We start from the raw sequence: 20,385 nt of genomic DNA on the forward strand, positions 1-20,385 counted from the left end.
TGTATAATATAAATAGTTATATAAGAAAGGGGAATGTCTATGAATTTATATCACTCAAATAATATTGGAAATGTAGCTGTTTTAGGACATCTTGGTTCAGGAAAAACAAGCGTTATTGAAGCCATGGCAAAACGTGCAGGAATTTCTCAACAAATAGGAACTATTAGTCAAGGAACAACTATTTCTGACTATGACGTTGAAGAAATTAAACGTCAATCTTCAATTAATTTATCACTTATTCCCTTAGAATGGGATTATTGTAAAATTAATTTATTAGATACTCCTGGTAATTTTGATTATGTAGGAGAAGTAGAAGCTGCTTTACACGTTGCAGAATCAGCTGTCATTGTTGTTCCTTCTTATAAGGATATCAGTATTGGTACAAAGCAAGCCATGTTTAGAGCAAAAGATAAAGCTAAAATTATTTATATTAATGGCTTAGATAATCCAGATGCCAATTATAAAGAAAAATTAAATCAATTGAAAAAAGCCTATGGTAAAGGAATTGCACCAATTCAAGTTCCTATCATGGATCATGATAAAATGATAGGTTATATTAACGTAGCTAAAATGGAAGGTCGTATTTTTAAAGGAGAACATACAGAACCTTTCCCTATTCCTGAAGATATGATGGATGAAGTTATGCCTATCAAAGAAATGATTGATGAAGCTGTCGCTAATACAAATGATGATTTATTAGAAAAATTTCTAAATGAAGAACCTTTTACTAAAGAAGAAATTTCTTGGGCTTTACGTCAAGGAGTTATGAATCAAACATTGATTCCTGTTTTATGTGGAACAAGTAATATTGGTATTCAAATTTTATTAAATTCAATGGTTGCTTTCTTCCCTGCTGCAGGTGATACATGTAATTCTATCATTGTAGAAAATATTGATACACATGAAGAAGATATCATCGGTTTTAACGAAAGTCTACCACCTTCTTTATTCATTTTTAAAACAATTGTTGATCCTTTTGTAGGAAGAGAATCACTTTTTAAAGTTTGTACAGGTCATATTCAAACAGGAATGTCTTTATTAAATGTCAATAAAAATGAAGTTGAAAAAGTGAATAAACTTTACATAAAAAGAGGAAAAGAACTTATTGAAGTTGATGAATTATGTGCTGGTGATATTGGATGTATGACAAAGCTTTCTCATTCTTCAACAAATGATACTTTATGTACATTAGATTATCGTATGAAATACCAATCTATTCATTTTTCTAAACCATATTATGGTAAAGCTATTCAACCTATTGGTAAAGCAAATGAAGAAAAGATTGCTAGTGGTATTACAAGATTATTAGAAGAAGACCAAACTCTAAAATTTGAAAATAATCATGAAACAAAACAACAATGTATTTATGGTATTGGAGATATTCATTTAGAAAGTGTTGTTGCTAAATTAAAATCTAAATTTAAAATTGATGTTAAATTAAGTGATATGAAAATTTCTTATCGTGAAACAATTCGTAAAAGTTATACTCAACGTACAAAGTTTAAAAAACAATCAGGTGGTCATGGTCAATATGGTGAAGTAGAAATTCTTTTTGAACCAACAAAAGATTATAGTCAATCTTATACATTTAAAGAAAAAGTATTTGGTGGGGCTGTCCCAAAAGCTTATTTCCCTGCTGTTGAAAAAGGATTGATTGAAAGTGTTAAAGAAGGAGTTATTGGTCATTATCCTGTTTTAGGTATACAAGCTACTTTATTAGATGGTTCTTATCATAGTGTAGATTCAAGTGAACAAGCTTTTAAAACAGCAACTATGATGTGTTTTAAAGAAGCGATGAAACATCTTGATCCATGTTTATTAGAACCTTATGTCATTTTAAATATTTATATTGATGAAGAATATTTAGGTGATTTGATGTCACATGTTAATAAAAAACGTGGTAAAGTCCTTGAAACTGATAGTTTAGACGATAGTTTAATCAAACTTGTTTGTCGTATTCCTCAAGTAGAAATATTAGAATTTGCGATTGATTTACGTTCTATTACTCAAGGTCAAGGATTGTATGATTATCATTTTGATGGATATGAAATCGTGAATGATGATTTAGTAGAAAGATTGTTAAAAAAGTAAAACTTTATAAACGTATTTCAAGAAGTCCTAAGGGACTTCTTTTTTTGGACTATCCGTCCATTGAAAGAAGGAAAAAAGAAGATAAAATGATAAAAAAGAAATATTTGTGAATTAAATGTGAAACAAATATGAGACGAATTATCTTTAAACATATGATGCAATTAAATCAAGAAAGCTCCTTACATCAATATTAAAAAAAGAGAGTATGCTTTGTACTCTCTTATTTTTCATTTACATATTGTTTGAAAATTCTACCTCTTTCTTCATAACCCTTGAATTCATCAAATGAACTTGTTGATGGAGAAAGTAAGATGATATCTCCTGGTTCACTTATTTCAAATGCTTTATTAACAGCATCTTTTAAAGTTTCTTCATAATAAGCATCTTGATGATGCATATCTTCTTTAAAACGTTTACCTGCCGCTCCAAAAGTCACGAGCTTTTTAATACATGAATTATAAGTAGACATTTCTTGTAAGTCTAATCCTTTATCAAAACCACCCATTAATAGAATAACCGGTTGTTTAAAAGCTTTTAAAGCAATAATACTTGCATCTGTATTTGTTGCTTTTGAATCATTATAAACTCTAACACCATTATATTCTCTAACGAATTCAATACGATGTTCAACCCCTTTAAAATGACTCACAACATCTTTAATCACTCGAGGACTTACTCCAGCAACTAAACAAATAGTAGTCGCAATCATAATATTTTGGACATTATGATCTCCTACAATCTTAATATCCTTTAAATCAATAATATGTTCCCCTCTAAAATAAATCGCTTGATCAATAATGCTACAATCAGCTGGTTTATTTAAAGATTGTGTTAAAACACAACAATAAACATGATATCTTTGTAAATATTCTTGTAAAGTTTCATCATCAATATTATTAACAAAAACTTCATCATCACTTTCACAATTTTCATAAATACGCATCTTAGAAGCATAATATTCATCTAATGAAGCCATATAATCTAAATGATCAGGTGTTAAATTAATAACAGTTGAAATTTCTGGTCTAAATTTATCAATATCTAGTAATTGGAAATTAGACATTTCAATAACAATATAATGATTTTCTTCTTCTAATAAATTATTTTCTAAAACAACATCACATAAAGGTTTACCAATATTACCTGCAAAATGAACATGTTCATATTGTGCTTTTAATATTTCATAAATCAAAGTAACAGTTGTTGTTTTACCATTTGTACCTGTAACAGCAATATAATGTTGTTTTTTAGCTACTTGATAAGCCAATTCAATTTCTGTATAAACAGGAATACCTCTTTCCTTTAATCTTAAAATAAAAGGTTTATGATAATTAATTCCTGGATTTTTAACAACAAAATCAAAGTCTCTTTCAAAAAGTTCATCTGGATGTCCACCAGCAATAATTTCAATACCTGCATCCAAGTATTCTTGATATCCTTCAATCTTTTCTAATTCTTTTCCTTCATTGATTGTAATTGTTGCATTTAACTTTTGTAATAACTTGACTGCTGCCTTACCACTTCTAGCAAGACCAATCACTAAAACCTTTTTCCCTGTTAACATTTTACATAACTCCTATCACAATAGCGATAATACCACAAATAAATCCAATAAACCAAAATGAAATCGTTACTTGTTGTTCAGACCAACCTAACATTTCAAAATGATGATGAATTGGTGCCATTTTAAAGACACGTTTTCCTCTTGTTTTAAAAGAAACAACTTGAATAATTACTGATAAAGTTTCCATTAAGAAGACACCACCAACAACAATTAACAATAATTCTTGTTTTGTTAGGATTGCTAAAATAGCTAAAAATCCACCAAGTCCAAGAGAACCAACATCTCCCATAAAAATACGTGCAGGATGATAGTTAAAATACATAAATCCAAGTAATGCTCCAACCATTGCTGTAGCATAACTTGCAATCGTATAATCTTTAATCATAATAGCATAGATGATAAATGGTGCAATTGCAACCATTGAAAGACCTGTCGCAAGACCATCCAAACCATCAGATAAATTAACACCATTACTTTCACCGGTAAACATAATAAATACTAAAACAGCATAGAACCAACCAAAATCAATATTTACTTTCACAATTGGAATAGTCACTTCTGTTGTAAAACCAGGTACAAAATTTTCTAGATACAAATAACATCCTACTGCCAAAATAGCTTGCATCAAGAATTTTTGCCATGCTTTCAATCCTTCATTTTGATGTTTTAAAATAATTAAAGCATCGTCAATAAATCCAATTAAACTATAACCTACTAAAACAATTGTAATTAAAATCAAATTAGGATTTGTTATATTTTTATAATTTACAACAAACGCCGCAATCACTGCCGCTAAAACAAAAACAACACCACCCATTGTAGGTGTTCCACCTTTTTTCTTATGTGATTCTAATCCCTCTTCTCTTTCTACTTGTCCAAATTTCATTTTATGTAGAAATGGGATGACTTTAGGCATTGCAAGTAAAACTAATAAAAGTCCAATACCAAATGCCAACATTAACTTTATAAAGTTTTCCATAAACTTCATTCCCCTTCACTCTTTATTTCTTTTACACTATACCACACTTTTTTATCTCCTTCAAATTTCTAAAAAAAACGTTCTCTTTTTTTGAAAATTATCATTTTTCTTATAAAGACATATTAGAATTCACTACCTTTTATTAATAAGGGGGAAATTATAAAAGAAAACAATACAAGTATGGAAAATCTTTACAAATTAGATGGTAAAGTTCCAATTTTAAAAGCAATTCCTTTTGGATTGCAGCATATCTTAGCAATGTTTGTTGCTAACCTTTCACCAATTACTTTAATTGGTCTTGCATCTGGTTTAAAACAAACAGAAATTGCATTTTTATTACAAAATGCAATGTTTATTGCAGGAATTACAACTTTGATTCAATTATATCCTATTTGGAAAATCGGTTCACGTTTACCTATTGTTATGGGTGTCAGCTTTGCTTTTGTAGCTATCTTAACCTATGTAGGTGCTACTTATGATTCATGGGTGCAGTTTTAATAGGTGGACTAATTGAAGGTTGCTTAGGACTACTTGCACGTTATTGGAAAAAAATTATTACACCTATCGTTGCTGCATCTGTTGTTACGTCCATTGGTTTTTCACTTTTTTCTGTTGGAACACGTTCTTTTGGTGGAGGTTACAGTGAAAGTTTTGGCTCTGCTAAAAATTTACTTTTAGGGATTATCACTTTAGTAGCTTGTTTATTATTTAATATTTTCGCAAAATCATATTGGAAACAATTATCTGTTTTATTTGGTTTAATTGTTGGCTATATTCTTGCTATTTTTATGGGAAAAGTAGATTTATCTGTTATTTTTAATGGTGGATTGATTGCTTTACCTCATCTATTTCCTTTTAAAATAAAGTTTGATCTTGGCGCGATTATCGCTGTCGTCGTTATTTTCTTAGTTTCAGCTGCTGAAACGATTGGTGATACTCAGCCCTTGTAAACTCAGGATTAAACCGTGAAGTTACAGAAGAAGAAATTTCTGGTTCTTTAGCTTGTGATGGTTTTTGTAGTTCTATTTCATCATTATTTGGTTGTCCACCGATTACTTCTTTTAGTCAAAATGTTGGTTCAATCAATATGACAAAATTCGTCAATCGTTTTACGATTGCTACAGGAGCTATTTGTATGATTTTAGCCGGTTTACTTCCACCTATTGGTAATTTCTTTTCATCATTGCCTGAATCTGTTTTAGGTGGTTGTACAATTATGATGTTTGGTACTATTCTTACAAGTGGAATTGAAATGATTTCTAAAGCTGTATTTAATCAAAGAAATGTAACAATTGTTGCTTTATCATTAACTGTTGGAATTGGATTTACTTCAGGAACAGAAGCTAATATTGGGCATATTTTTCCACAAATCATTCAAGATGTTTTTGCTGGAAATTGCGTTGCTGTTGTTTTTGTTGTTTCAATTATTCTAAGTCTTGTTTTACCTAAAGATATGGATATTAAAAAGATAAAATAAAAATACGCTTTTGCGTATTTTTATTATTGGATCGTTCCAATTTCAAGTGATTTGATTTTTTCAACAATCATATCCATTGCTGTACCTTCATCTTCACCTTCTACAACAATTTCAATTTTTGCCTTATGAGGAATTCCAAGAGACAAAACACCCATTAAAGACTTCATATTTACTGATTTTTCATTATAATTGAGCGTCACATGACTTTTATAAAGTTTAACCGCATCCACTAATTCAGTAGCTGGAGAAGCATAAAGACCTACAGGATTTGTAATTTCAATATTCACTTTTTTTGCCATAATAATCTCCCCTTTTCTATATATTTATTATAGCACGTTTTTACTGATTTGATTTACCTTTTTTCAATAATAACAACATATGGCGAATTGTTTTTATTCATCATCTCAAACTTTGCTACATTATATAGTTTATGATCTAAAGTACGAAAATATGCATCCAAATTTGTACTTTCTTTCCCTTGATCATGTCCAATATAAACAACCACATACAAACATCCACCTTTGACTAAATGTTCCAAAGCTTTTTTTATTGTTTTTAAGGTTGTTTCATACTGTGTTACACATTCATGATTGCCACCTGGTAAATAACCTAGATTAAAAATTCCAACCTCAAAATCTCGAACATCTTCATCAAAATATTCATGACTTTTTAAAAATAAAGTAATATTCTTTTTTCTCTTTACTAATTCTTTTGTATTATTTAACGCTAATGATTGAATATCATAACTATAAACATGATGACAATAATCACTTAAAAACAGTGTATCATGACCATTTCCCATCGTAAAATCAATCCCGTTTTGATATTTATGTTTTTTTATCCTTTGATGTACAAACTCAATCATAGATTCCATTTTCTTCACCTCTTATTTTTTACCATAAAATCCTTTTGGACAATCCACCTTAAATTCATATTTCTTTTTAGTAACAGGATGAATAAAACCAAATGCATGTGCATGTAATCCAAGCCTTTTCAGTGGATTCATTGTTGCTCCATATTTTTTATCGCCAACAATTGGATGATGAATATTTGATAATTGAACTCTGATTTGATTTTTTCTACCTGTATCTAATTGTATTTCTAAAAGGGTTTGGTTTTTCATTTCTTTAATGGCTTTATAATGCGTAATCGCAAGTTTCCCTTTTTCTTTACTTGTAACATAAACTTGTTGACTTTTACTTTCTGCCAAATAGTTTTTTAATGTTCCATTTTTTAAGCCTTTACCTTCTACTAAAGCCATATAGCCTCTTAAATAAACGATTTTATTCCAATCTTTTTGTAATAAATCTCTTATTTTTTCATTTTTACAAAACATTAAAACACCAGATGTTTCTCGATCTAAACGATGAACAATAAATACTTTTTGTTTTCTGTCTTGTTTTTTTAAATATTCACTTACATAATGATAAGCTGTTTTTTCTTTTTCTTTACCATCTGACATGCTTAATAAACCAGAAGGTTTATTGATTACAACAAATTCTTGATCTTCATATAAAATCTCTAATGAAGATGTATTTTCTTTTTTGATTTCTACTTGGTCATTTTCATGTAATAAATAATCAAACTGACTAATTTGTTGGTTATTTACATAAACTTGTTTATATTTTAATAAGTTTTTAGCATTTTTGCGATTATAAGATAATAATAGATAATCCATTAATAACATTTCTTTTTTTACTTTCATTTTTTTCTCCTAAAAAAATGCAAAGAAATCTTTGCATTTTACATTCTTACAATATTTTGTGAATTCAATAAAACAAGTATTGATTCTAAAATATAAATTAAACAAGCTACCCACCAAGGAATAAATGAAATAACTGCTAATAATACAACAAGCAAGCTAATCACAATCCCAATAAAAGTATTTCCAATATTAATACTCTTTTGTTTTCTAGCTATTTTTAATAAATCAATAATTGTATCAAAATTAGAATCCGTCAACATAATATCACTATTACGTTGTACTTTTTCATTATGCACACCACCACGAGAAATGGCAACAGAAGCCTTTTGAAGTAAAGCAATATCTTTATCACAATCTCCAATATAAGCAACAGGTCCAGCAACAAGTGTTTTATCCATAACTTTTAATTTTTGTTCAACACTATAATTGTTATAAATTGTATATTCATCATTTTCTAAATCAACCGGTCCGTCATTAAAAATAATCAATGATTTATGTAATCCTTTTATTTTTTCAAAAAGATCCATTTCTTCTTCTGTTGTTTCAATACCATCAAAACGATCATAGATAATTGTTGTACATGTATTTAAATCATCCAACCCGCTATTTTCTTTAATCGCAATTTTTTTAGAGAATGCTTTAGCTATTCCCGCAAGTAAAGTAAAGGATGCTCCTTGAACATAGGCAAAACTTCCAGAAACAGTCAACATAATAATTCCTAAATACATATATTTTAAATTATCTGTTAAATTTATTAATGGTAAAACAACACAGCATACTAAACCAACAATAATTAAAGCTTTAGAATAAACATCAGAAACTTTAAAAATAATTTTTTCTGTATGTGATGAAGACATTGGTGCATTCATCGCAATATCTAAAACTTTAGACATTGCTGAATCTTCATATAAAGCTGTTGTTTTTACATGTAAATATCCTTCTGTAACAACAGTTCCACTATAAACTTCATTTCCAATTTTTGATTTAATACATACATCACTACCATCAATGGCATAAACATCCAATTTAGCATTTCCCTTAATAATTTTACCACCTAAAGGAATGGTTTCACCCTCATTGACAACGATAACATCTCCAATATCAAAGTCACCTAAAGGAATCATTTCTTCTTTTCCTTTACGTAATCTTCTTCCTAAGTTTTGATGCGCTACTAAATCATCGATCTTTTCCATAGACCATTGTGTTACTTGCATAATCAATTGTTTACCAGCTTGATACATGATAGAAACAACCAACGCTTCAATAAATGCTCCATAGATCCATCCCATAAAACAAGCTAATAAAAAGATATTATTTTCTGATAAATAATTTTTTAACTGTAAATCTCTTTTAGCTTCAACAAGTACTTTTTCATTACAAATAAGTAAAGCTATCATCCATCCTACATAAGTTAAAAATGAAGTATCTCCAAAAGTAACCAATCCAAGTGCAATACCTACACATAATAAAGCAATTCTTGCATACTTTTGTACATATTTTTCATTAAATAAATCTTGTGATTTAAAGGGCTTTTTCCATTGTTCTACTTGTATTTCAGGATTAACATTTTCAACAATACGTGAAATACGAGGTAATGCTTTTGCTGAAGTTGTTAATGTTAAAAGTTTGTTTTGAAAATCTAATTGAACATTTTCATAAACACTATATTTAGAAAGAATGTTTTGTATTTCGTGTGCATCTTCTTCATTTTCCAAATTCGTAAACATGAAGATTTTTTCTACTTTTGCTTGATTAGAAACATACTCTCTTTTCTTTCGATTGACCATTTCTTGAAGTACATAATCCATCTTTGATTCATCTAAATAGTTTTGTATATTATCTGGTCGTGCACAATTAAACGAAATAGAATCCTTATTTATTTTAATATGTGACACTTCTTGCATACTATTTAACTTTAAAGATAAAGCATTAATATCATCATTACTTACATGATCAATATAATATACACGTTCCATATTCTTTACTCCTTTTTATGCAACTTATTTTATCATACTTCTTATAAAATTCAAAATTTCTACTTTCCTTCATTCGTCTTTTTATGTTTGATAATCAAAAAATTTTGATGGAATTCTTTTTCTGTACAAGATAAAGTGAACTCATCACCATATACTTTATAATAAAGTTGTTCATTTATTTCTCCTTTAATAACACAATCATAGATTGCTCCTTTTTCAAATAAAGTATTTTCTTCTTTTCCAATAATGATGTTCATTGACTTTATACATCTACATAAACATCTTTTACCTGAATTTGCGATGATGATCACCTCATTTCTTTATTATTGTACATCAGCTTTCTATTTATGACAAACTTCCTTTGAATATGATATAATAAATGATGAATAAGCAAAGGGGGCATTTTATGAAAATAAAAAAATTATTTATTTTTTTTATTTCTACAATTACATGTCTTTTTTGTATTACCGGCTGTTCAAACAATGATTCAAAAAAGGAATCAAAAAAATTACGTGATTCATCTCCACAATTATATTTACCTTCTACCGACTATCAAGTTACTTATCAAGAAAATAACGTAAGTGTTGATGCGTCACATACATCTTCAGGATATATTATGGTTAATTATAGTGGACATAATGAAAAAGTTAAAATACAAGTAACCTCTCCTGATCAAAATAATTATACATATCCTGTTACGTATTTAAATCAATTTGTTACATATCCTTTACCAGGAGGAAATGGTACTTATAAAATAACTGTTTTAGAATCCGTTGATCTGACTAAAAATCTCTATGCAACTTGTTTTACACAACAAATAGATGTCTCTTTAGAAAACGAGTATCTACCATTTCTTTATTCTAATTATTATATTTCATTTAATAAAGATTCTCTTTGTGTCAAAAAAGCACAACAACTCGCTAAAAAATGCTATTCATCTTTAGATGTTGTTTCAAATGTTTATAATTACATTATTAAAAATATAAAATATGATAAAGAAAAAGCAAATAATGTACAATATGGTTATGTCCCTGATCCTGATCAAACATTAAATGATAAAACAGGTATTTGTTTCGACTATGCCTCTTTAACTTGTGCGATGCTTAGATCTCAAGGAATTCCTACAAAACTCGAAGTAGGTTATGTTGGTGAAGTATATCATGCCTGGATTAGTTGTTATGTAGATGAAACTGGTTGGATAGACAATATTATTGAATTTGATGGCAAAGACTGGTCTTTATTAGACCCAACTTTAGGAGCGAATAATAAAAGTAAAGATGTAAAAAAATATATCGGTGATGGTAGTAAATATATAGTAAAATATACATATTAGAGGGGATGATATTTATGAATAAAAAGAATGAAGTACTTACAAATTTAGAATTATCTAGCTTTTGTAAACAAATGTCTATGATTTTAAAAGCTGGTATTTCACCAATAGAAGGTATTTCTATGATGATAGAAGATAGTCAAAATGAAAATGAAAAACAACTTTTAGAAAAAATCTATGAAGATTTAACAATGACATCTTCACTTGCTATATCTTTAAAGAAAACATCTGTTTTTCCTGATTATATGATCCAGATGCTAGAAATCGGTGAAGAAACTGGAAGAAATGATGAAGTTATGGATGCATTGTCTCATCATTATCAAAGAGAAGAAATGATTTTACAAAGTATAAAGAATGCTATTACTTATCCAATGATCATGATTTTGATGATGGTTGTCATTATTGTTATTTTAATGACAAAAGTAATGCCTATTTTTAATCAAGTTTTTCAACAATTAGGTCATGAGATGACTGGATTATCTAAAGGAATTCTTTTACTTGGAAATACTTTATCTAAGTATGCTGCTGTTTTTATTATTATTTTATTAATTGTAATTGGTTTTATCTTTTATTTATTACACAATAAAAAAGGAAAAGAAAAATTTAAAACTATTTTCTATCATTTTAAAGGTATAAAAAATTTATTTCATAAAATATATGCTTGTCGTTTAGCTGGAGGAATGTCTCTTTCTTTAAAAAGTGGGCTCCCTTTTGATCGTTGTATCGAATTATCCAAAGAACTTATTTATGACAAACATTTTCAAAAAGAAATCAATGATTGCCAAAATCTTTTAGATGAAGGATCGAGTCTAGCAAAAGCTTTTCATGATAGTCATATTTTTACTGGTGTTCAAGCTAGAATGTTGAATATTGCTGAAAAAGCCGGTAAAGTAGATTCTATTATGGATGATATTGCTAATCAATTAGAAGATGAAATTGATGAAAAAATAAGCTCGTATATTAATATTTTAGAACCAACACTTGTTATTATCCTTTCTATTATTGTTGGAGTTATCTTATTATCTGTCATGTTGCCACTTTTAGGAATTATGTCAAATATATAGGGAGGTACTTTTTATGAGATTCACAAATCAAAAAAGAAATCATCCTTTTAAAAATATTGTTATTTCTGTCATTATTTTTTTAAGTGTTGCTGGTCTATTTAATTATGGTGTTCAATCTATGTCTAAACAATCTATAGATGAACAACAAACCAATTTAGAAACGGCCATTGAAAGATGCGTTAGTCAGTATTATGTTCTTGTTGGTCACTATCCAGAAAGTTTAAATGTTTTAGAAAAAGAATACGGTTTAACTTATAATAAGAAAATCTTTTTTGTAGATTATCAAGTGCTCGGTGAAAATATTGCTCCTGATATCGTTGTCATCAGGAAGGAGGGAGCATATGAATAAAAATAAACATGTAATTGATATGATTTTTCCAATTGCTTTATTCTTTGTTTTTATCAGTAGTTGTTTTATTGTTTTAATTCTTTCTTTTCATACGTATAGAAAGACCGTTCAATTAGAACAAAGTAATTATCAAACACGCACTGCTCTATCCTATATTACTCAAAAAATACATCAAAATGATTTGATAGACAGTGTTTCATTACAACAAATTGATCAAAAAGATGTTTTGGTATTAAAGTCATCTTATAGTCAAGGCAAATATACAACTTATCTTTATGAAGATAAGGGTTATTTAAAAGAGTTATTTATTTCTAATCAACTTGAATTTGATAAAGATGATGGTAAAAAAATAATGCCTGTATCACATTTAAAAATGCAACAAATCAATCCTTATTTATACCATTTTTCATGTATTGTAGATCATAAAGAAATTAATACAAATGTTGCAATCCAATCAAAATAAAGGAGGTCTAAAATGAAAAATATTAATAGACAAACACATACTTTTATTTTCGAATTAGTAATTGCCATTGCTTTTTTTGCTTTAGCATCAAGTATATGTGTTCAATTTTTCGTTAAAGCCCATTCTTTATCTAAAGAAACAAATGATATCAATATTTCTATGAATTTAGCAACAGGCTATGTAGAAGAATTTTTAAATGATCCTACAATTTATCAAGTTAATCAAGAATATATTCATTATTATGATAAAAACTGGAAAGATTGTCATAAAAAGAATTCAACTTATTCTATTAAAATTTATTGTAGTGATAAAGATTCAATAGAAACAATTCATGTAAGAGTCTATCATTACCACAAAAAGATTTATTCTATTACAAGTGATCAATATATAAAGGAGGATAACCATGAATCATAAAAAATCTTTTCCAATTATTAATATGGGAACTTCTTTATTACTTGTTGTTTTTATTGTTATTTGTTTAATTGTTTTTTCAACACTTTCTTTGTCTAGTTCTCTAAGAGATCAAAAATATACAGATAAAGCTGTTTTAAAAACTGAAAATTATTATTTAGCTTATTCTCATGCACAAAAACAATTAAAAGAAATTGATCAAGCAATCATTAGCCATAAAGATTTATCTTCTCTTAAAAATATAGAAATTTCTTTAAAAGATAATAATACTTACATTTCATTTAAAGAAAACATTGATCAATATCAAGATTTAGATGTTGAAATTCAATTAACTCAAGATCAAGACAGATATAAAATTATTAAATGGCAAGAAGTAACTTCCAAAGAATGGAAAAATGAAAGTACACTTCCTCTTTTAGGAAGTGAATAGGAGAGTATTATGAATATTGTAAATTTATTAGAAAAAGCTGTCGAAGCACATGCTTCAGACATATTTATTGTCGCTGGTTTGCCTATCTCTTATCGTGCAAATGGTTCTATTCATCATGAAAATGAAGAAAAACTTATGCCACCTCAAACAAAAAAATATCTAGAAGAAATATATGAACTTGCTGGCAATAGAGATATTAATATTCTAGAAGAAAAAGGTGATGATGATTTTTCCTTTGCATTACCAGGAATTTCTCGTTTTCGTGTAAGTTCCTATAAGCAAAGAGGTGCCTTATCTGCTGTTGTAAGAATCATCACTTTCGATTTACCACAACCTGAACTTATAGGTATTCCTCAACAAATTATTGATTTTTCTAAATTGTCTAAAGGTCTTGTCTTAATTACTGGACCTGCAGGAAGTGGTAAATCAACAACACTTGCTTGTATTATTAATGAAATTAACAAAACACAAGAAAAACATATTATTACACTAGAAGATCCTATTGAATTTTTACATAGACACCAAAAAAGCATTGTAAGTCAAAGAGAAGTAAAAGTTGATACCAAAAGCTATGTAGTCGCATTACGTGCTTCACTACGACAAAGTCCTGACGTTATTTTACTAGGAGAAATGCGAGATTATGAAACAATAGATGTAACTATGACAGCAGCAGAAACCGGTCATCTTGTTTTTTCTACCTTACATACAATTGGTGCAGCTAACACAATAGATCGTATTATTGATGTTTTTCCAGCAAGCCAACAAAGACAAATTGCTGTACAACTCTCAATGGTATTACAGGCCATTGTTACTCAACAACTCGTTCCTGATATTAATGGAGAACTGATTCCTGTCTTTGAAATTATGACAGTTACACCTGCAATTCGTAATATGATTAGAGATCATAAAATACCTCAAATTGATGGTATCCTTTACGCATCTAATAAACCTGATATGATTTCAACTGATATGAGCTTACTCAATCTCTATAAAGAAGGAAAAATCACAAAAGAAACTGCATTGAACTACGCTACAAATGAAGAAATGTTAAAAAAGAAATTGTAAAATTAGAGCCCATTTTCTAAAATAAAAATGGGTTTTTATTAACAAATAATTTTTAAAACATCTTCTTCACTATTGATGTAAGGAGCTTTCTTGATTTAATTGTATCATATGTTTAAAGATAATTTGTCTCACATTTGTCTCACATTTAATTCACAAATATTTCTTTTTTATTATTTTATCTTTCTCTTTTCCTTCTTTTTTTGGACTATTTTTTAAATTCTACTTTATGTAACAAACTTCCTAAAATTTCTAATAATAGAATAAATGCTATTAAACAAAATAAAGCAATTTTACCACTACCTGTTGTCAAAGATTGTGCAATACCACCAATGACAGGAATTGATAAAACAACTTTACCCATATAATTATTATAATTTACAGGGTTCATATCTTTTGTTTGATTTGCATCTCCTTTTGTAATAAATTCACCAGAAAGTTTTTTATTCGTAACAACTCTATGTGTCACTATAGAAGAAGCATCTTTAGCACCATAAAATGCAATAACATCTTTTTTTTGAATTGTTTCAGGTTCTTGATACTTTACATAAACAAGACTACCTACAGGAATTGCAGGTTCCATACTACCACTAATGACAGTATAAATATTATATCCAAATGCTTTAGGAACAGTTAATGGTATACACCCTAATATTAAAACAATTAATAAAATAGTACCCAGCAAGCTACATACTGTAGCTACTGGGTTCTTTTTCTTTTGTGACATTAAACTCTTTTCTTTCTAATTGTCATAAATGCTACAATAATTCCTACAATTGCTGCAAGCGAGATTGCTATACCTGCATAAATTGGTGTTGAACTATTTTTTTCATTATTAACTGAAATATTAGATTTTGGTGTATCTTCATCATCTAAATCAACTAAACCTTGTGGAACATCTTCATCTCCAGCTGTTGTCGTATCCCCATCATTATTTTGTGTTACACCTGTTGCATTTCCTGTTCCATTATTACCTTGATTTGCATTTGTTGAAGGTGTTGTTGAAATAACTGTTGTAACAATATTTGTATTTTCTATTATTTCACCCGTTTCACCTGGTTTATAAGTAAATGTGAAGACATTTTCTTTCTCATTTTCAACAAGTGTTTTTGTAAGAGCATAGGATTGAGGTATATAACTATCAATATATTTATAAGCTACAACCGGTTTATCTCCTACATTTCCATATAAAACGGTATCTTCAGATAATTGCTTACCATTTTCATCTACATAACGTATCGTATAAGAAACCTGATTACCTTTTACTCCATAAACAACAACATAATCTAAATCACCATTAACTACAAAAGTTGCAGGATCCAAATTATCAACACTATCATGCCCACTCAAACGAATACCTTTAACATAGTATTTACTATCTTGAGGTAATTCTATTTGTGATAGATCTAAAGAAACCATTTGTCCTTTAGAAACATTTATACTCATTTCATTTTGACTATTAATTGTTCCTTGATTACCAGTATATAAAGTAACTTTATATCCATATGCACAGACTTGTGTATAAGCAAGAGAAAGGAAAACTGTCAAAGACATCATCATGATAAATAATTTTTTTAATCGCTTCATCATTTATTCTCCTTTCTTTTCATCTTTTGATTTTTTCTTAAAGAAAATTGCAAGGATAATGAGTAACAAACCACTTACTAAACCTAATGCACAATACCATAAAATATTTGTACTATCTCCCGTTTTAACAGTAGAATAAACATTTTTATGTTCTATTTTATTAACAGTTACTGCTGGATTAGAGACGTTTTCTACAGCGAAATTCATTTCCAATTGTGCCATTGTCGCTTGATAACTATTACCTTGTGTTTCTCCATCAACACTTAGTGTAAGTGTGACATACCCAACATCATTTTTAGCCAATCTTCCTAAATAGAAATAATCATCAAGACCTTTAATTTCTTTTAACCCTTGTGAACTATCTCCTCCAACAGTAGAACTGTCATAAATTAAATTTTCATTATTTTGACTATCTACATAAGCTAGACGATACTCATAAGCACCATTAGTTGCCTTTGATCCATCTTCCAATGTCTTAATAATTTCATTTGTCATATACCAATCAGTATATTGACTATTTTTATTTTCGATTTTAACTTTTAAAGTCATTGAATCTCCAGGCTGAATATTACTTAATTCATCATTCATTTGATCTTTACCAAAATTAGTTGTCATTTGGCTACCATCAAATGAAACTTTCCAATGATCTTTTCCTACTAATTCTTTAGCTTGAACTGTTGAAAAAGTACCAACCATCATCATAAGTGCCATAGCAAGGCACAAAATTCTTTTTTTCATCATCTGTACCCTCCTATCCTAAACTCAATTCAGTTTCATCGTCATTAACATTCACATCAATTCCCCAAGCACTCTTAATAGCATCTTTCGCATTATGAGTTTGTACTGCATCAACTTCTGCATCTAATGTAAATGTATATCCATTATAAGTATACTGATATTTAATTGTTTTTTCGTCTTCTACTTTCGTATACATTGTTGACAATTGATTACTAATACGAATAGTTTTCATAAAATCCGGTGTTGTTTTCTTACTTTCAACTACCTTTGTATAATATAAAACAACACGTTCATCTGTCGATTGAGCCTCATTAATGACCCATCCATCTTGATTAAATCCTAATTCAATCAATGCTGGTGATAAATCAACATTTTTCCCTTCTTTATCTTGCCAACTCTTTGTTAAAACAACTCTTACGAAAGTATCAATATTACCACTGTTTTCTACAGCTAACTTTTCATCATAAGTTTTTCCTAAAACAAACTTTTCATCATCTTTTAATAAATTTTGAAGAAGTTTACCTTCACCATTAGTTGTTGCATCTCCTTGATCATCATACGTCTTTGAACTAACAACCTTTCCATTCTCCTTTAAAGAAACTCCAATTGTAGACATATCCATAGAAGCTGAATATTGATCACTATAATATGTGAGTGCTGCACGTGCACTTCCTACACCACTTCCAAGTAATAAAACAGCAGCTATACCAAGAAGGATTGTAGGTTTCATAAAAATCGATTTCACTTTTTTCATTACCATAACCTCCTACTCTGTTTCATAAACTTGTTGCCAATTAGCAATTAAGTTTCCTTGATCATCATAAACAACCGGTGTAAATTCTTGAATAACAACGATATTATAATCTTTATCCTTATTATCATCATTTACTTCAGGTAGTGTATATTTAATATTTAATTCACTTGTTTTATCTTTAGAAGAAAGCACTTTATTATAATAAATATACCCATCATCACTTTCTTGCCAATCTTTACCTAAATTATATTTAATTTTAAGGTTATCCGCTGCAAAAACTTTAATTCTCACAAAACAATCATAATCACCAACATTAGTAATCACAACATGTTTTCCATCTTTATCAACATCTTCCTCAATCTTCGTATCTGTAAAACCTAAATCCATTTTATATCCACCAGTTGCATTCGTATGAGTCGTAAAATATCCCAAAGCTTTACCAATACCTAAAGTAGAAATCATCACAAGAGCAACAATAGATAATACTAATTTTTTGTTTAATTTTCTCATATCTCTATCCTCCTACTCTTGAACTGTCTTATTTTCTTTACTTTGTTTAACTGTATAATCTTGATCTTCTTTTGAATATTTATAATTATTAACAATTCCATAACCACCATGAATTTCATTAGAAGCTTTATTTTCAAAACTTGCCGTTGCAATCTCTTGACTATCTTCATCTGCCACTAATGATTCCAAAACTTTTTTAGAATCACCAACAATTTCATAACCAGCTCCTGTATAAACTTCCGTAACAGTTACTTTTGAACCTGCTGGAATATCGGCAATTCTAATTGTTTTCTCTTTTACTTCATCAAAATTTAAAGTAATAAATCTTGTTTCTTTTTGATTTTCAATTGTTTCAATATCAACTTGATAAACAAATGTTGCATTTGTTGTTAAAGTTGTATTTTGACTTGTTAATTTTTTAGTAATTTGAATAGAACTCATTCTTAGTTCTCGATCAGCTTTAATACCAATAGCTTTCGAACCAACTAAATCATAATACCATGTATCATCCTTTTTAGTTGTATAATAATAATTATTTGGAAGAGAAACTAAATAAGGTGTAAACTTATAAGAATAATATTGACTATTCATATCATTAACAACAACTAAATAAAGTCCTGTTTGTAAATTTGTTAGCTTAACATATCCGCCTTTTAAAGTTGCTGTATAAGCTGGAGTCGCATCTTTAATGACTTTAGAAGCTTCACTTGCTCTTTGTTTCCAAGTCTTCGCTGATTGAGTTGCATCATATTTAACAGTTGACCAATCAATGTCTTTAAATGCATCTAAACCTGTATAATTGCCACCTTGGCTAATAGAAGCAACCTTATAAAGATCCACCTGAACATCATTTTTCGACAAATCCTCAGCATAACTATGAGAGCTAATTGAAATTTCTAAACTACATTTTTTATTAACATCTACAGGTAATGCCGCTTCAACACTTGGTAAAACAACAACCGTAAACATCATTATCAACGCTATAAAGATAGCCGATAACTTACAAAATTTCTTTTTCATCCTCATATCCTCCCTTATTTCTTTTTATTAAAAACATATCTCATTATAATAATAACAAGTATCGTAATTGATAAACCTAAAACTAAAATCAACATATAATAGTTTTTAATAGACTCTAACATTCTATCTCCAACAGATTGTTTAACATCTTCTTCACCATTATATTCAACACGATGTCCTCTTACAATTAAACGATGACTATTCACTCCATAAGGTGTACAAGTAAATAATGAAACATAATCTTGACCCTCAGTAATAGACAAAGCATTTTGTAAAGTTTGATGATCATCTTTATCAACCATTGGTAAAATTTGATCTACTTCATAAGCTAAAACCTTATCTAAAATATGCAAATAAAATTTATCACCTGTTTGTAGTTGATCAATATCAGTAAACAACTCTGCACTAGGAAGACCTCTATGCGCTGCTAAAACACAATGTGTACTTTCACCTCCAATAGGAAGTTTAGACCCATTAATATGACCAACACCCGTTTGTAAAACATCATCACTTGTCCCATGATAAATGGCTAATTTAATATTGATTTCAGGAATAGAAATATATCCCATGATTCCATCATTATTCATATTTAAAACTCGATTATATTCACTATTTTCACTATCCTTGGACTTTTCACCAAACACATCAGCAAAAACATTATTCCCACTTATTGTTTCATTAAATGCTTGTGCATTTTGCCATTCTTGACTAAAGTCTTCATCAGACATATCATCAACTATTTTTTCATAATTACTAATCAATTTATTTTGTCGATAAGTATTCCATTGATTAGAAACAGTAGGATAAATCATAATACCCAACCCAACTAAGAATAACAATCCAACCAAAATACTCGGTAATCTCTTTTTCATATA

The 20,385-nt window shown here is 28.8% G+C and carries 25 protein-coding genes; 11 read left to right on the forward strand and 14 right to left on the reverse strand.

Annotation, left to right across the window (positions count from 1 at the left end):
* Window positions 1–39 precede the first annotated feature (39 nt).
* Window positions 40–2,091: an elongation factor G gene (locus OCV55_RS10020; RefSeq protein WP_147580528.1), complete on the forward strand. Its 2,052-nt coding sequence runs from the start codon at window positions 40–42 to the stop codon at window positions 2,089–2,091.
* Window positions 2,092–2,311: 220 nt separating this feature from the next.
* Here the strand turns inward: OCV55_RS10020 and murD are convergent, their stop codons facing one another.
* The gene (murD, locus tag OCV55_RS10025; RefSeq protein ID WP_032089522.1) at window positions 2,312–3,655 is read right to left on the reverse strand and encodes a UDP-N-acetylmuramoyl-L-alanine--D-glutamate ligase; all 1,344 of its coding nucleotides are present in this window, start codon (window positions 3,653–3,655) and stop codon (window positions 2,312–2,314) included.
* 1 nt (window position 3,656) lies between these two features.
* On the reverse strand, window positions 3,657–4,634 hold the full coding sequence (gene mraY / locus OCV55_RS10030; RefSeq protein ID WP_032089521.1) for a phospho-N-acetylmuramoyl-pentapeptide-transferase: 978 nt from the start codon (window positions 4,632–4,634) through the stop codon (window positions 3,657–3,659).
* 180 nt (window positions 4,635–4,814) lie between these two features.
* Here mraY and OCV55_RS14130 point away from each other — a divergent pair, with 180 nt between their 5' ends.
* The 3 genes from OCV55_RS14130 to OCV55_RS14140 are packed head-to-tail and all read left to right on the forward strand — an operon-like array spanning window position 4,815 to window position 6,111.
* Window positions 4,815–5,132 (forward strand): solute carrier family 23 protein, encoded by a 318-nt coding sequence (locus OCV55_RS14130; RefSeq protein ID WP_394802862.1) that lies wholly within the window; start codon window positions 4,815–4,817, stop codon window positions 5,130–5,132.
* The gene (locus tag OCV55_RS14135) at window positions 5,117–5,584 is read left to right on the forward strand and encodes a solute carrier family 23 protein (RefSeq protein WP_394802863.1); all 468 of its coding nucleotides are present in this window, start codon (window positions 5,117–5,119) and stop codon (window positions 5,582–5,584) included. Before OCV55_RS14130 ends, OCV55_RS14135 begins: the two co-directional genes overlap by 16 nt.
* 35 nt (window positions 5,585–5,619) lie before the next feature.
* The gene (locus OCV55_RS14140; RefSeq protein WP_394802865.1) at window positions 5,620–6,111 is read left to right on the forward strand and encodes a solute carrier family 23 protein; all 492 of its coding nucleotides are present in this window, start codon (window positions 5,620–5,622) and stop codon (window positions 6,109–6,111) included.
* A gap of 23 nt (window positions 6,112–6,134) precedes the next feature.
* On the opposite strand, the gene OCV55_RS10040 is transcribed toward OCV55_RS14140, so the two are convergent.
* From OCV55_RS10040 to OCV55_RS10060, 5 genes are read right to left on the reverse strand one after another with little or no spacing between them, the layout of a single operon-like run.
* Window positions 6,135–6,410, reverse strand: coding sequence for an HPr family phosphocarrier protein (locus tag OCV55_RS10040; protein ID WP_022001414.1), 276 nt, complete (start codon window positions 6,408–6,410; stop codon window positions 6,135–6,137).
* A gap of 53 nt (window positions 6,411–6,463) precedes the next feature.
* Window positions 6,464–6,985: a tRNA (mnm(5)s(2)U34)-methyltransferase gene (locus OCV55_RS10045; protein ID WP_032089520.1), complete on the reverse strand. Its 522-nt coding sequence runs from the start codon at window positions 6,983–6,985 to the stop codon at window positions 6,464–6,466.
* A 12-nt stretch (window positions 6,986–6,997) separates the two neighbouring features.
* On the reverse strand, window positions 6,998–7,816 hold the full coding sequence (locus OCV55_RS10050; RefSeq protein ID WP_147580529.1) for an RluA family pseudouridine synthase: 819 nt from the start codon (window positions 7,814–7,816) through the stop codon (window positions 6,998–7,000).
* A 38-nt stretch (window positions 7,817–7,854) separates the two neighbouring features.
* Window positions 7,855–9,792 carry a P-type ATPase gene (locus OCV55_RS10055; RefSeq protein WP_147580530.1) on the reverse strand — a complete coding sequence of 646 codons (1,938 nt, stop codon included), beginning with the start codon at window positions 9,790–9,792 and terminating at the stop codon, window positions 7,855–7,857.
* A 59-nt stretch (window positions 9,793–9,851) separates the two neighbouring features.
* The gene (locus OCV55_RS10060) at window positions 9,852–10,049 is read right to left on the reverse strand and encodes a hypothetical protein (RefSeq protein ID WP_022001418.1); all 198 of its coding nucleotides are present in this window, start codon (window positions 10,047–10,049) and stop codon (window positions 9,852–9,854) included.
* Between the two features lie 149 nt (window positions 10,050–10,198).
* Here OCV55_RS10060 and OCV55_RS10065 point away from each other — a divergent pair, with 149 nt between their 5' ends.
* Genes OCV55_RS10065 through OCV55_RS10095 form a run of 7 tightly spaced genes read left to right on the forward strand, consistent with a single transcriptional unit; the run spans window position 10,199 to window position 14,904 of the window.
* Window positions 10,199–11,125, forward strand: a complete 927-nt coding sequence (locus tag OCV55_RS10065; protein WP_032089517.1) for a transglutaminase domain-containing protein — start codon at window positions 10,199–10,201, stop codon at window positions 11,123–11,125.
* 14 nt (window positions 11,126–11,139) lie between these two features.
* Window positions 11,140–12,186, forward strand: a complete 1,047-nt coding sequence (locus OCV55_RS10070; protein WP_147580531.1) for a type II secretion system F family protein — start codon at window positions 11,140–11,142, stop codon at window positions 12,184–12,186.
* 13 nt (window positions 12,187–12,199) lie between these two features.
* The gene (locus OCV55_RS10075) at window positions 12,200–12,535 is read left to right on the forward strand and encodes a type II secretion system protein (protein WP_032089515.1); all 336 of its coding nucleotides are present in this window, start codon (window positions 12,200–12,202) and stop codon (window positions 12,533–12,535) included.
* Window positions 12,528–12,998, forward strand: coding sequence for a DUF4860 domain-containing protein (locus OCV55_RS10080; protein WP_032089514.1), 471 nt, complete (start codon window positions 12,528–12,530; stop codon window positions 12,996–12,998). The genes OCV55_RS10075 and OCV55_RS10080 overlap by 8 nt, the downstream gene beginning before the upstream one ends.
* 12 nt (window positions 12,999–13,010) lie before the next feature.
* Entirely contained in the window at window positions 13,011–13,412 is a 402-nt protein-coding gene (locus OCV55_RS10085; RefSeq protein ID WP_147580532.1) for a hypothetical protein, read from the forward strand.
* Window positions 13,402–13,839 carry a hypothetical protein gene (locus OCV55_RS10090; RefSeq protein WP_147580533.1) on the forward strand — a complete coding sequence of 146 codons (438 nt, stop codon included), beginning with the start codon at window positions 13,402–13,404 and terminating at the stop codon, window positions 13,837–13,839. The genes OCV55_RS10085 and OCV55_RS10090 overlap by 11 nt, the downstream gene beginning before the upstream one ends.
* Before the next feature lie 9 nt (window positions 13,840–13,848).
* Complete coding sequence (locus OCV55_RS10095; protein ID WP_032089512.1) at window positions 13,849–14,904, forward strand: type IV pilus twitching motility protein PilT; 1,056 nt, start codon at window positions 13,849–13,851, stop codon at window positions 14,902–14,904.
* Window positions 14,905–15,109: 205 nt separating this feature from the next.
* Here OCV55_RS10095 and OCV55_RS10100 read toward each other — a convergent pair whose 3' ends face one another.
* Genes OCV55_RS10100 through OCV55_RS10130 form a run of 7 tightly spaced genes read right to left on the reverse strand, consistent with a single transcriptional unit; the run spans window position 15,110 to window position 20,382 of the window.
* Window positions 15,110–15,628, reverse strand: coding sequence for a signal peptidase I (locus OCV55_RS10100; protein WP_147580534.1), 519 nt, complete (start codon window positions 15,626–15,628; stop codon window positions 15,110–15,112).
* A complete protein-coding gene (locus tag OCV55_RS10105; protein ID WP_052010792.1) occupies window positions 15,628–16,491 on the reverse strand; it encodes a MucBP domain-containing protein in 864 nt (287 codons plus the stop codon). The genes OCV55_RS10100 and OCV55_RS10105 overlap by 1 nt, the downstream gene beginning before the upstream one ends.
* Window positions 16,492–17,229: a hypothetical protein gene (locus OCV55_RS10110; RefSeq protein ID WP_267309903.1), complete on the reverse strand. Its 738-nt coding sequence runs from the start codon at window positions 17,227–17,229 to the stop codon at window positions 16,492–16,494. It lies immediately after the preceding gene.
* A gap of 10 nt (window positions 17,230–17,239) precedes the next feature.
* A complete protein-coding gene (locus OCV55_RS10115; protein ID WP_052010791.1) occupies window positions 17,240–17,980 on the reverse strand; it encodes a hypothetical protein in 741 nt (246 codons plus the stop codon).
* 12 nt (window positions 17,981–17,992) lie between these two features.
* Complete coding sequence (locus OCV55_RS10120; RefSeq protein WP_147580535.1) at window positions 17,993–18,490, reverse strand: hypothetical protein; 498 nt, start codon at window positions 18,488–18,490, stop codon at window positions 17,993–17,995.
* Window positions 18,491–18,502: 12 nt separating this feature from the next.
* Entirely contained in the window at window positions 18,503–19,510 is a 1,008-nt protein-coding gene (locus OCV55_RS10125; protein ID WP_147580536.1) for a DUF5979 domain-containing protein, read from the reverse strand.
* Window positions 19,511–19,524: 14 nt separating this feature from the next.
* Window positions 19,525–20,382, reverse strand: a complete 858-nt coding sequence (locus tag OCV55_RS10130) for a class C sortase (protein ID WP_107030452.1) — start codon at window positions 20,380–20,382, stop codon at window positions 19,525–19,527.
* Window positions 20,383–20,385: the final 3 nt, after the last annotated feature.

The organism is [Clostridium] ammoniilyticum (assembly GCF_025566905.1).
GTDB classification, from domain to species: domain Bacteria; phylum Bacillota_I; class Bacilli_A; order Erysipelotrichales; family Coprobacillaceae; genus Faecalibacillus; species Faecalibacillus intestinalis.

Excerpts from the sequence above, each read along its gene's own strand:
- OCV55_RS10045 (WP_032089520.1), bottom strand. The coding sequence starts at position 6,985 with ATGGAATCTATGATTGAGTTTGTACATCAAAGGATAAAAAAACATAAA.
- OCV55_RS10085 (WP_147580532.1), top strand. The coding sequence starts at position 13,011 with ATGAAAAATATTAATAGACAAACACATACTTTTATTTTCGAATTAGTA.
- OCV55_RS10055 (WP_147580530.1), bottom strand. The coding sequence starts at position 9,792 with ATGGAACGTGTATATTATATTGATCATGTAAGTAATGATGATATTAAT.
- OCV55_RS10110 (WP_267309903.1), bottom strand. The coding sequence starts at position 17,229 with ATGATGAAAAAAAGAATTTTGTGCCTTGCTATGGCACTTATGATGATG.
- OCV55_RS10115 (WP_052010791.1), bottom strand. The coding sequence starts at position 17,980 with ATGAAAAAAGTGAAATCGATTTTTATGAAACCTACAATCCTTCTTGGT.
- OCV55_RS10100 (WP_147580534.1), bottom strand. The coding sequence starts at position 15,628 with ATGTCACAAAAGAAAAAGAACCCAGTAGCTACAGTATGTAGCTTGCTG.
- OCV55_RS10125 (WP_147580536.1), bottom strand. The coding sequence starts at position 19,510 with ATGAAAAAGAAATTTTGTAAGTTATCGGCTATCTTTATAGCGTTGATA.
- OCV55_RS10090 (WP_147580533.1), top strand. The coding sequence starts at position 13,402 with ATGAATCATAAAAAATCTTTTCCAATTATTAATATGGGAACTTCTTTA.
- OCV55_RS10080 (WP_032089514.1), top strand. The coding sequence starts at position 12,528 with ATGAATAAAAATAAACATGTAATTGATATGATTTTTCCAATTGCTTTA.
- OCV55_RS10040 (WP_022001414.1), bottom strand. The coding sequence starts at position 6,410 with ATGGCAAAAAAAGTGAATATTGAAATTACAAATCCTGTAGGTCTTTAT.
- OCV55_RS10070 (WP_147580531.1), top strand. The coding sequence starts at position 11,140 with ATGAATAAAAAGAATGAAGTACTTACAAATTTAGAATTATCTAGCTTT.
- OCV55_RS10050 (WP_147580529.1), bottom strand. The coding sequence starts at position 7,816 with ATGAAAGTAAAAAAAGAAATGTTATTAATGGATTATCTATTATTATCT.
- OCV55_RS10095 (WP_032089512.1), top strand. The coding sequence starts at position 13,849 with ATGAATATTGTAAATTTATTAGAAAAAGCTGTCGAAGCACATGCTTCA.
- OCV55_RS10065 (WP_032089517.1), top strand. The coding sequence starts at position 10,199 with ATGAAAATAAAAAAATTATTTATTTTTTTTATTTCTACAATTACATGT.
- OCV55_RS10020 (WP_147580528.1), top strand. The coding sequence starts at position 40 with ATGAATTTATATCACTCAAATAATATTGGAAATGTAGCTGTTTTAGGA.
- OCV55_RS14130 (WP_394802862.1), top strand. The coding sequence starts at position 4,815 with ATGGAAAATCTTTACAAATTAGATGGTAAAGTTCCAATTTTAAAAGCA.
- OCV55_RS10130 (WP_107030452.1), bottom strand. The coding sequence starts at position 20,382 with ATGAAAAAGAGATTACCGAGTATTTTGGTTGGATTGTTATTCTTAGTT.
- OCV55_RS10105 (WP_052010792.1), bottom strand. The coding sequence starts at position 16,491 with ATGATGAAGCGATTAAAAAAATTATTTATCATGATGATGTCTTTGACA.
- OCV55_RS14135 (WP_394802863.1), top strand. The coding sequence starts at position 5,117 with ATGGGTGCAGTTTTAATAGGTGGACTAATTGAAGGTTGCTTAGGACTA.
- OCV55_RS10075 (WP_032089515.1), top strand. The coding sequence starts at position 12,200 with ATGAGATTCACAAATCAAAAAAGAAATCATCCTTTTAAAAATATTGTT.
- OCV55_RS10060 (WP_022001418.1), bottom strand. The coding sequence starts at position 10,049 with ATGAACATCATTATTGGAAAAGAAGAAAATACTTTATTTGAAAAAGGA.
- mraY (WP_032089521.1), bottom strand. The coding sequence starts at position 4,634 with ATGGAAAACTTTATAAAGTTAATGTTGGCATTTGGTATTGGACTTTTA.
- murD (WP_032089522.1), bottom strand. The coding sequence starts at position 3,655 with ATGTTAACAGGGAAAAAGGTTTTAGTGATTGGTCTTGCTAGAAGTGGT.
- OCV55_RS10120 (WP_147580535.1), bottom strand. The coding sequence starts at position 18,490 with ATGAGAAAATTAAACAAAAAATTAGTATTATCTATTGTTGCTCTTGTG.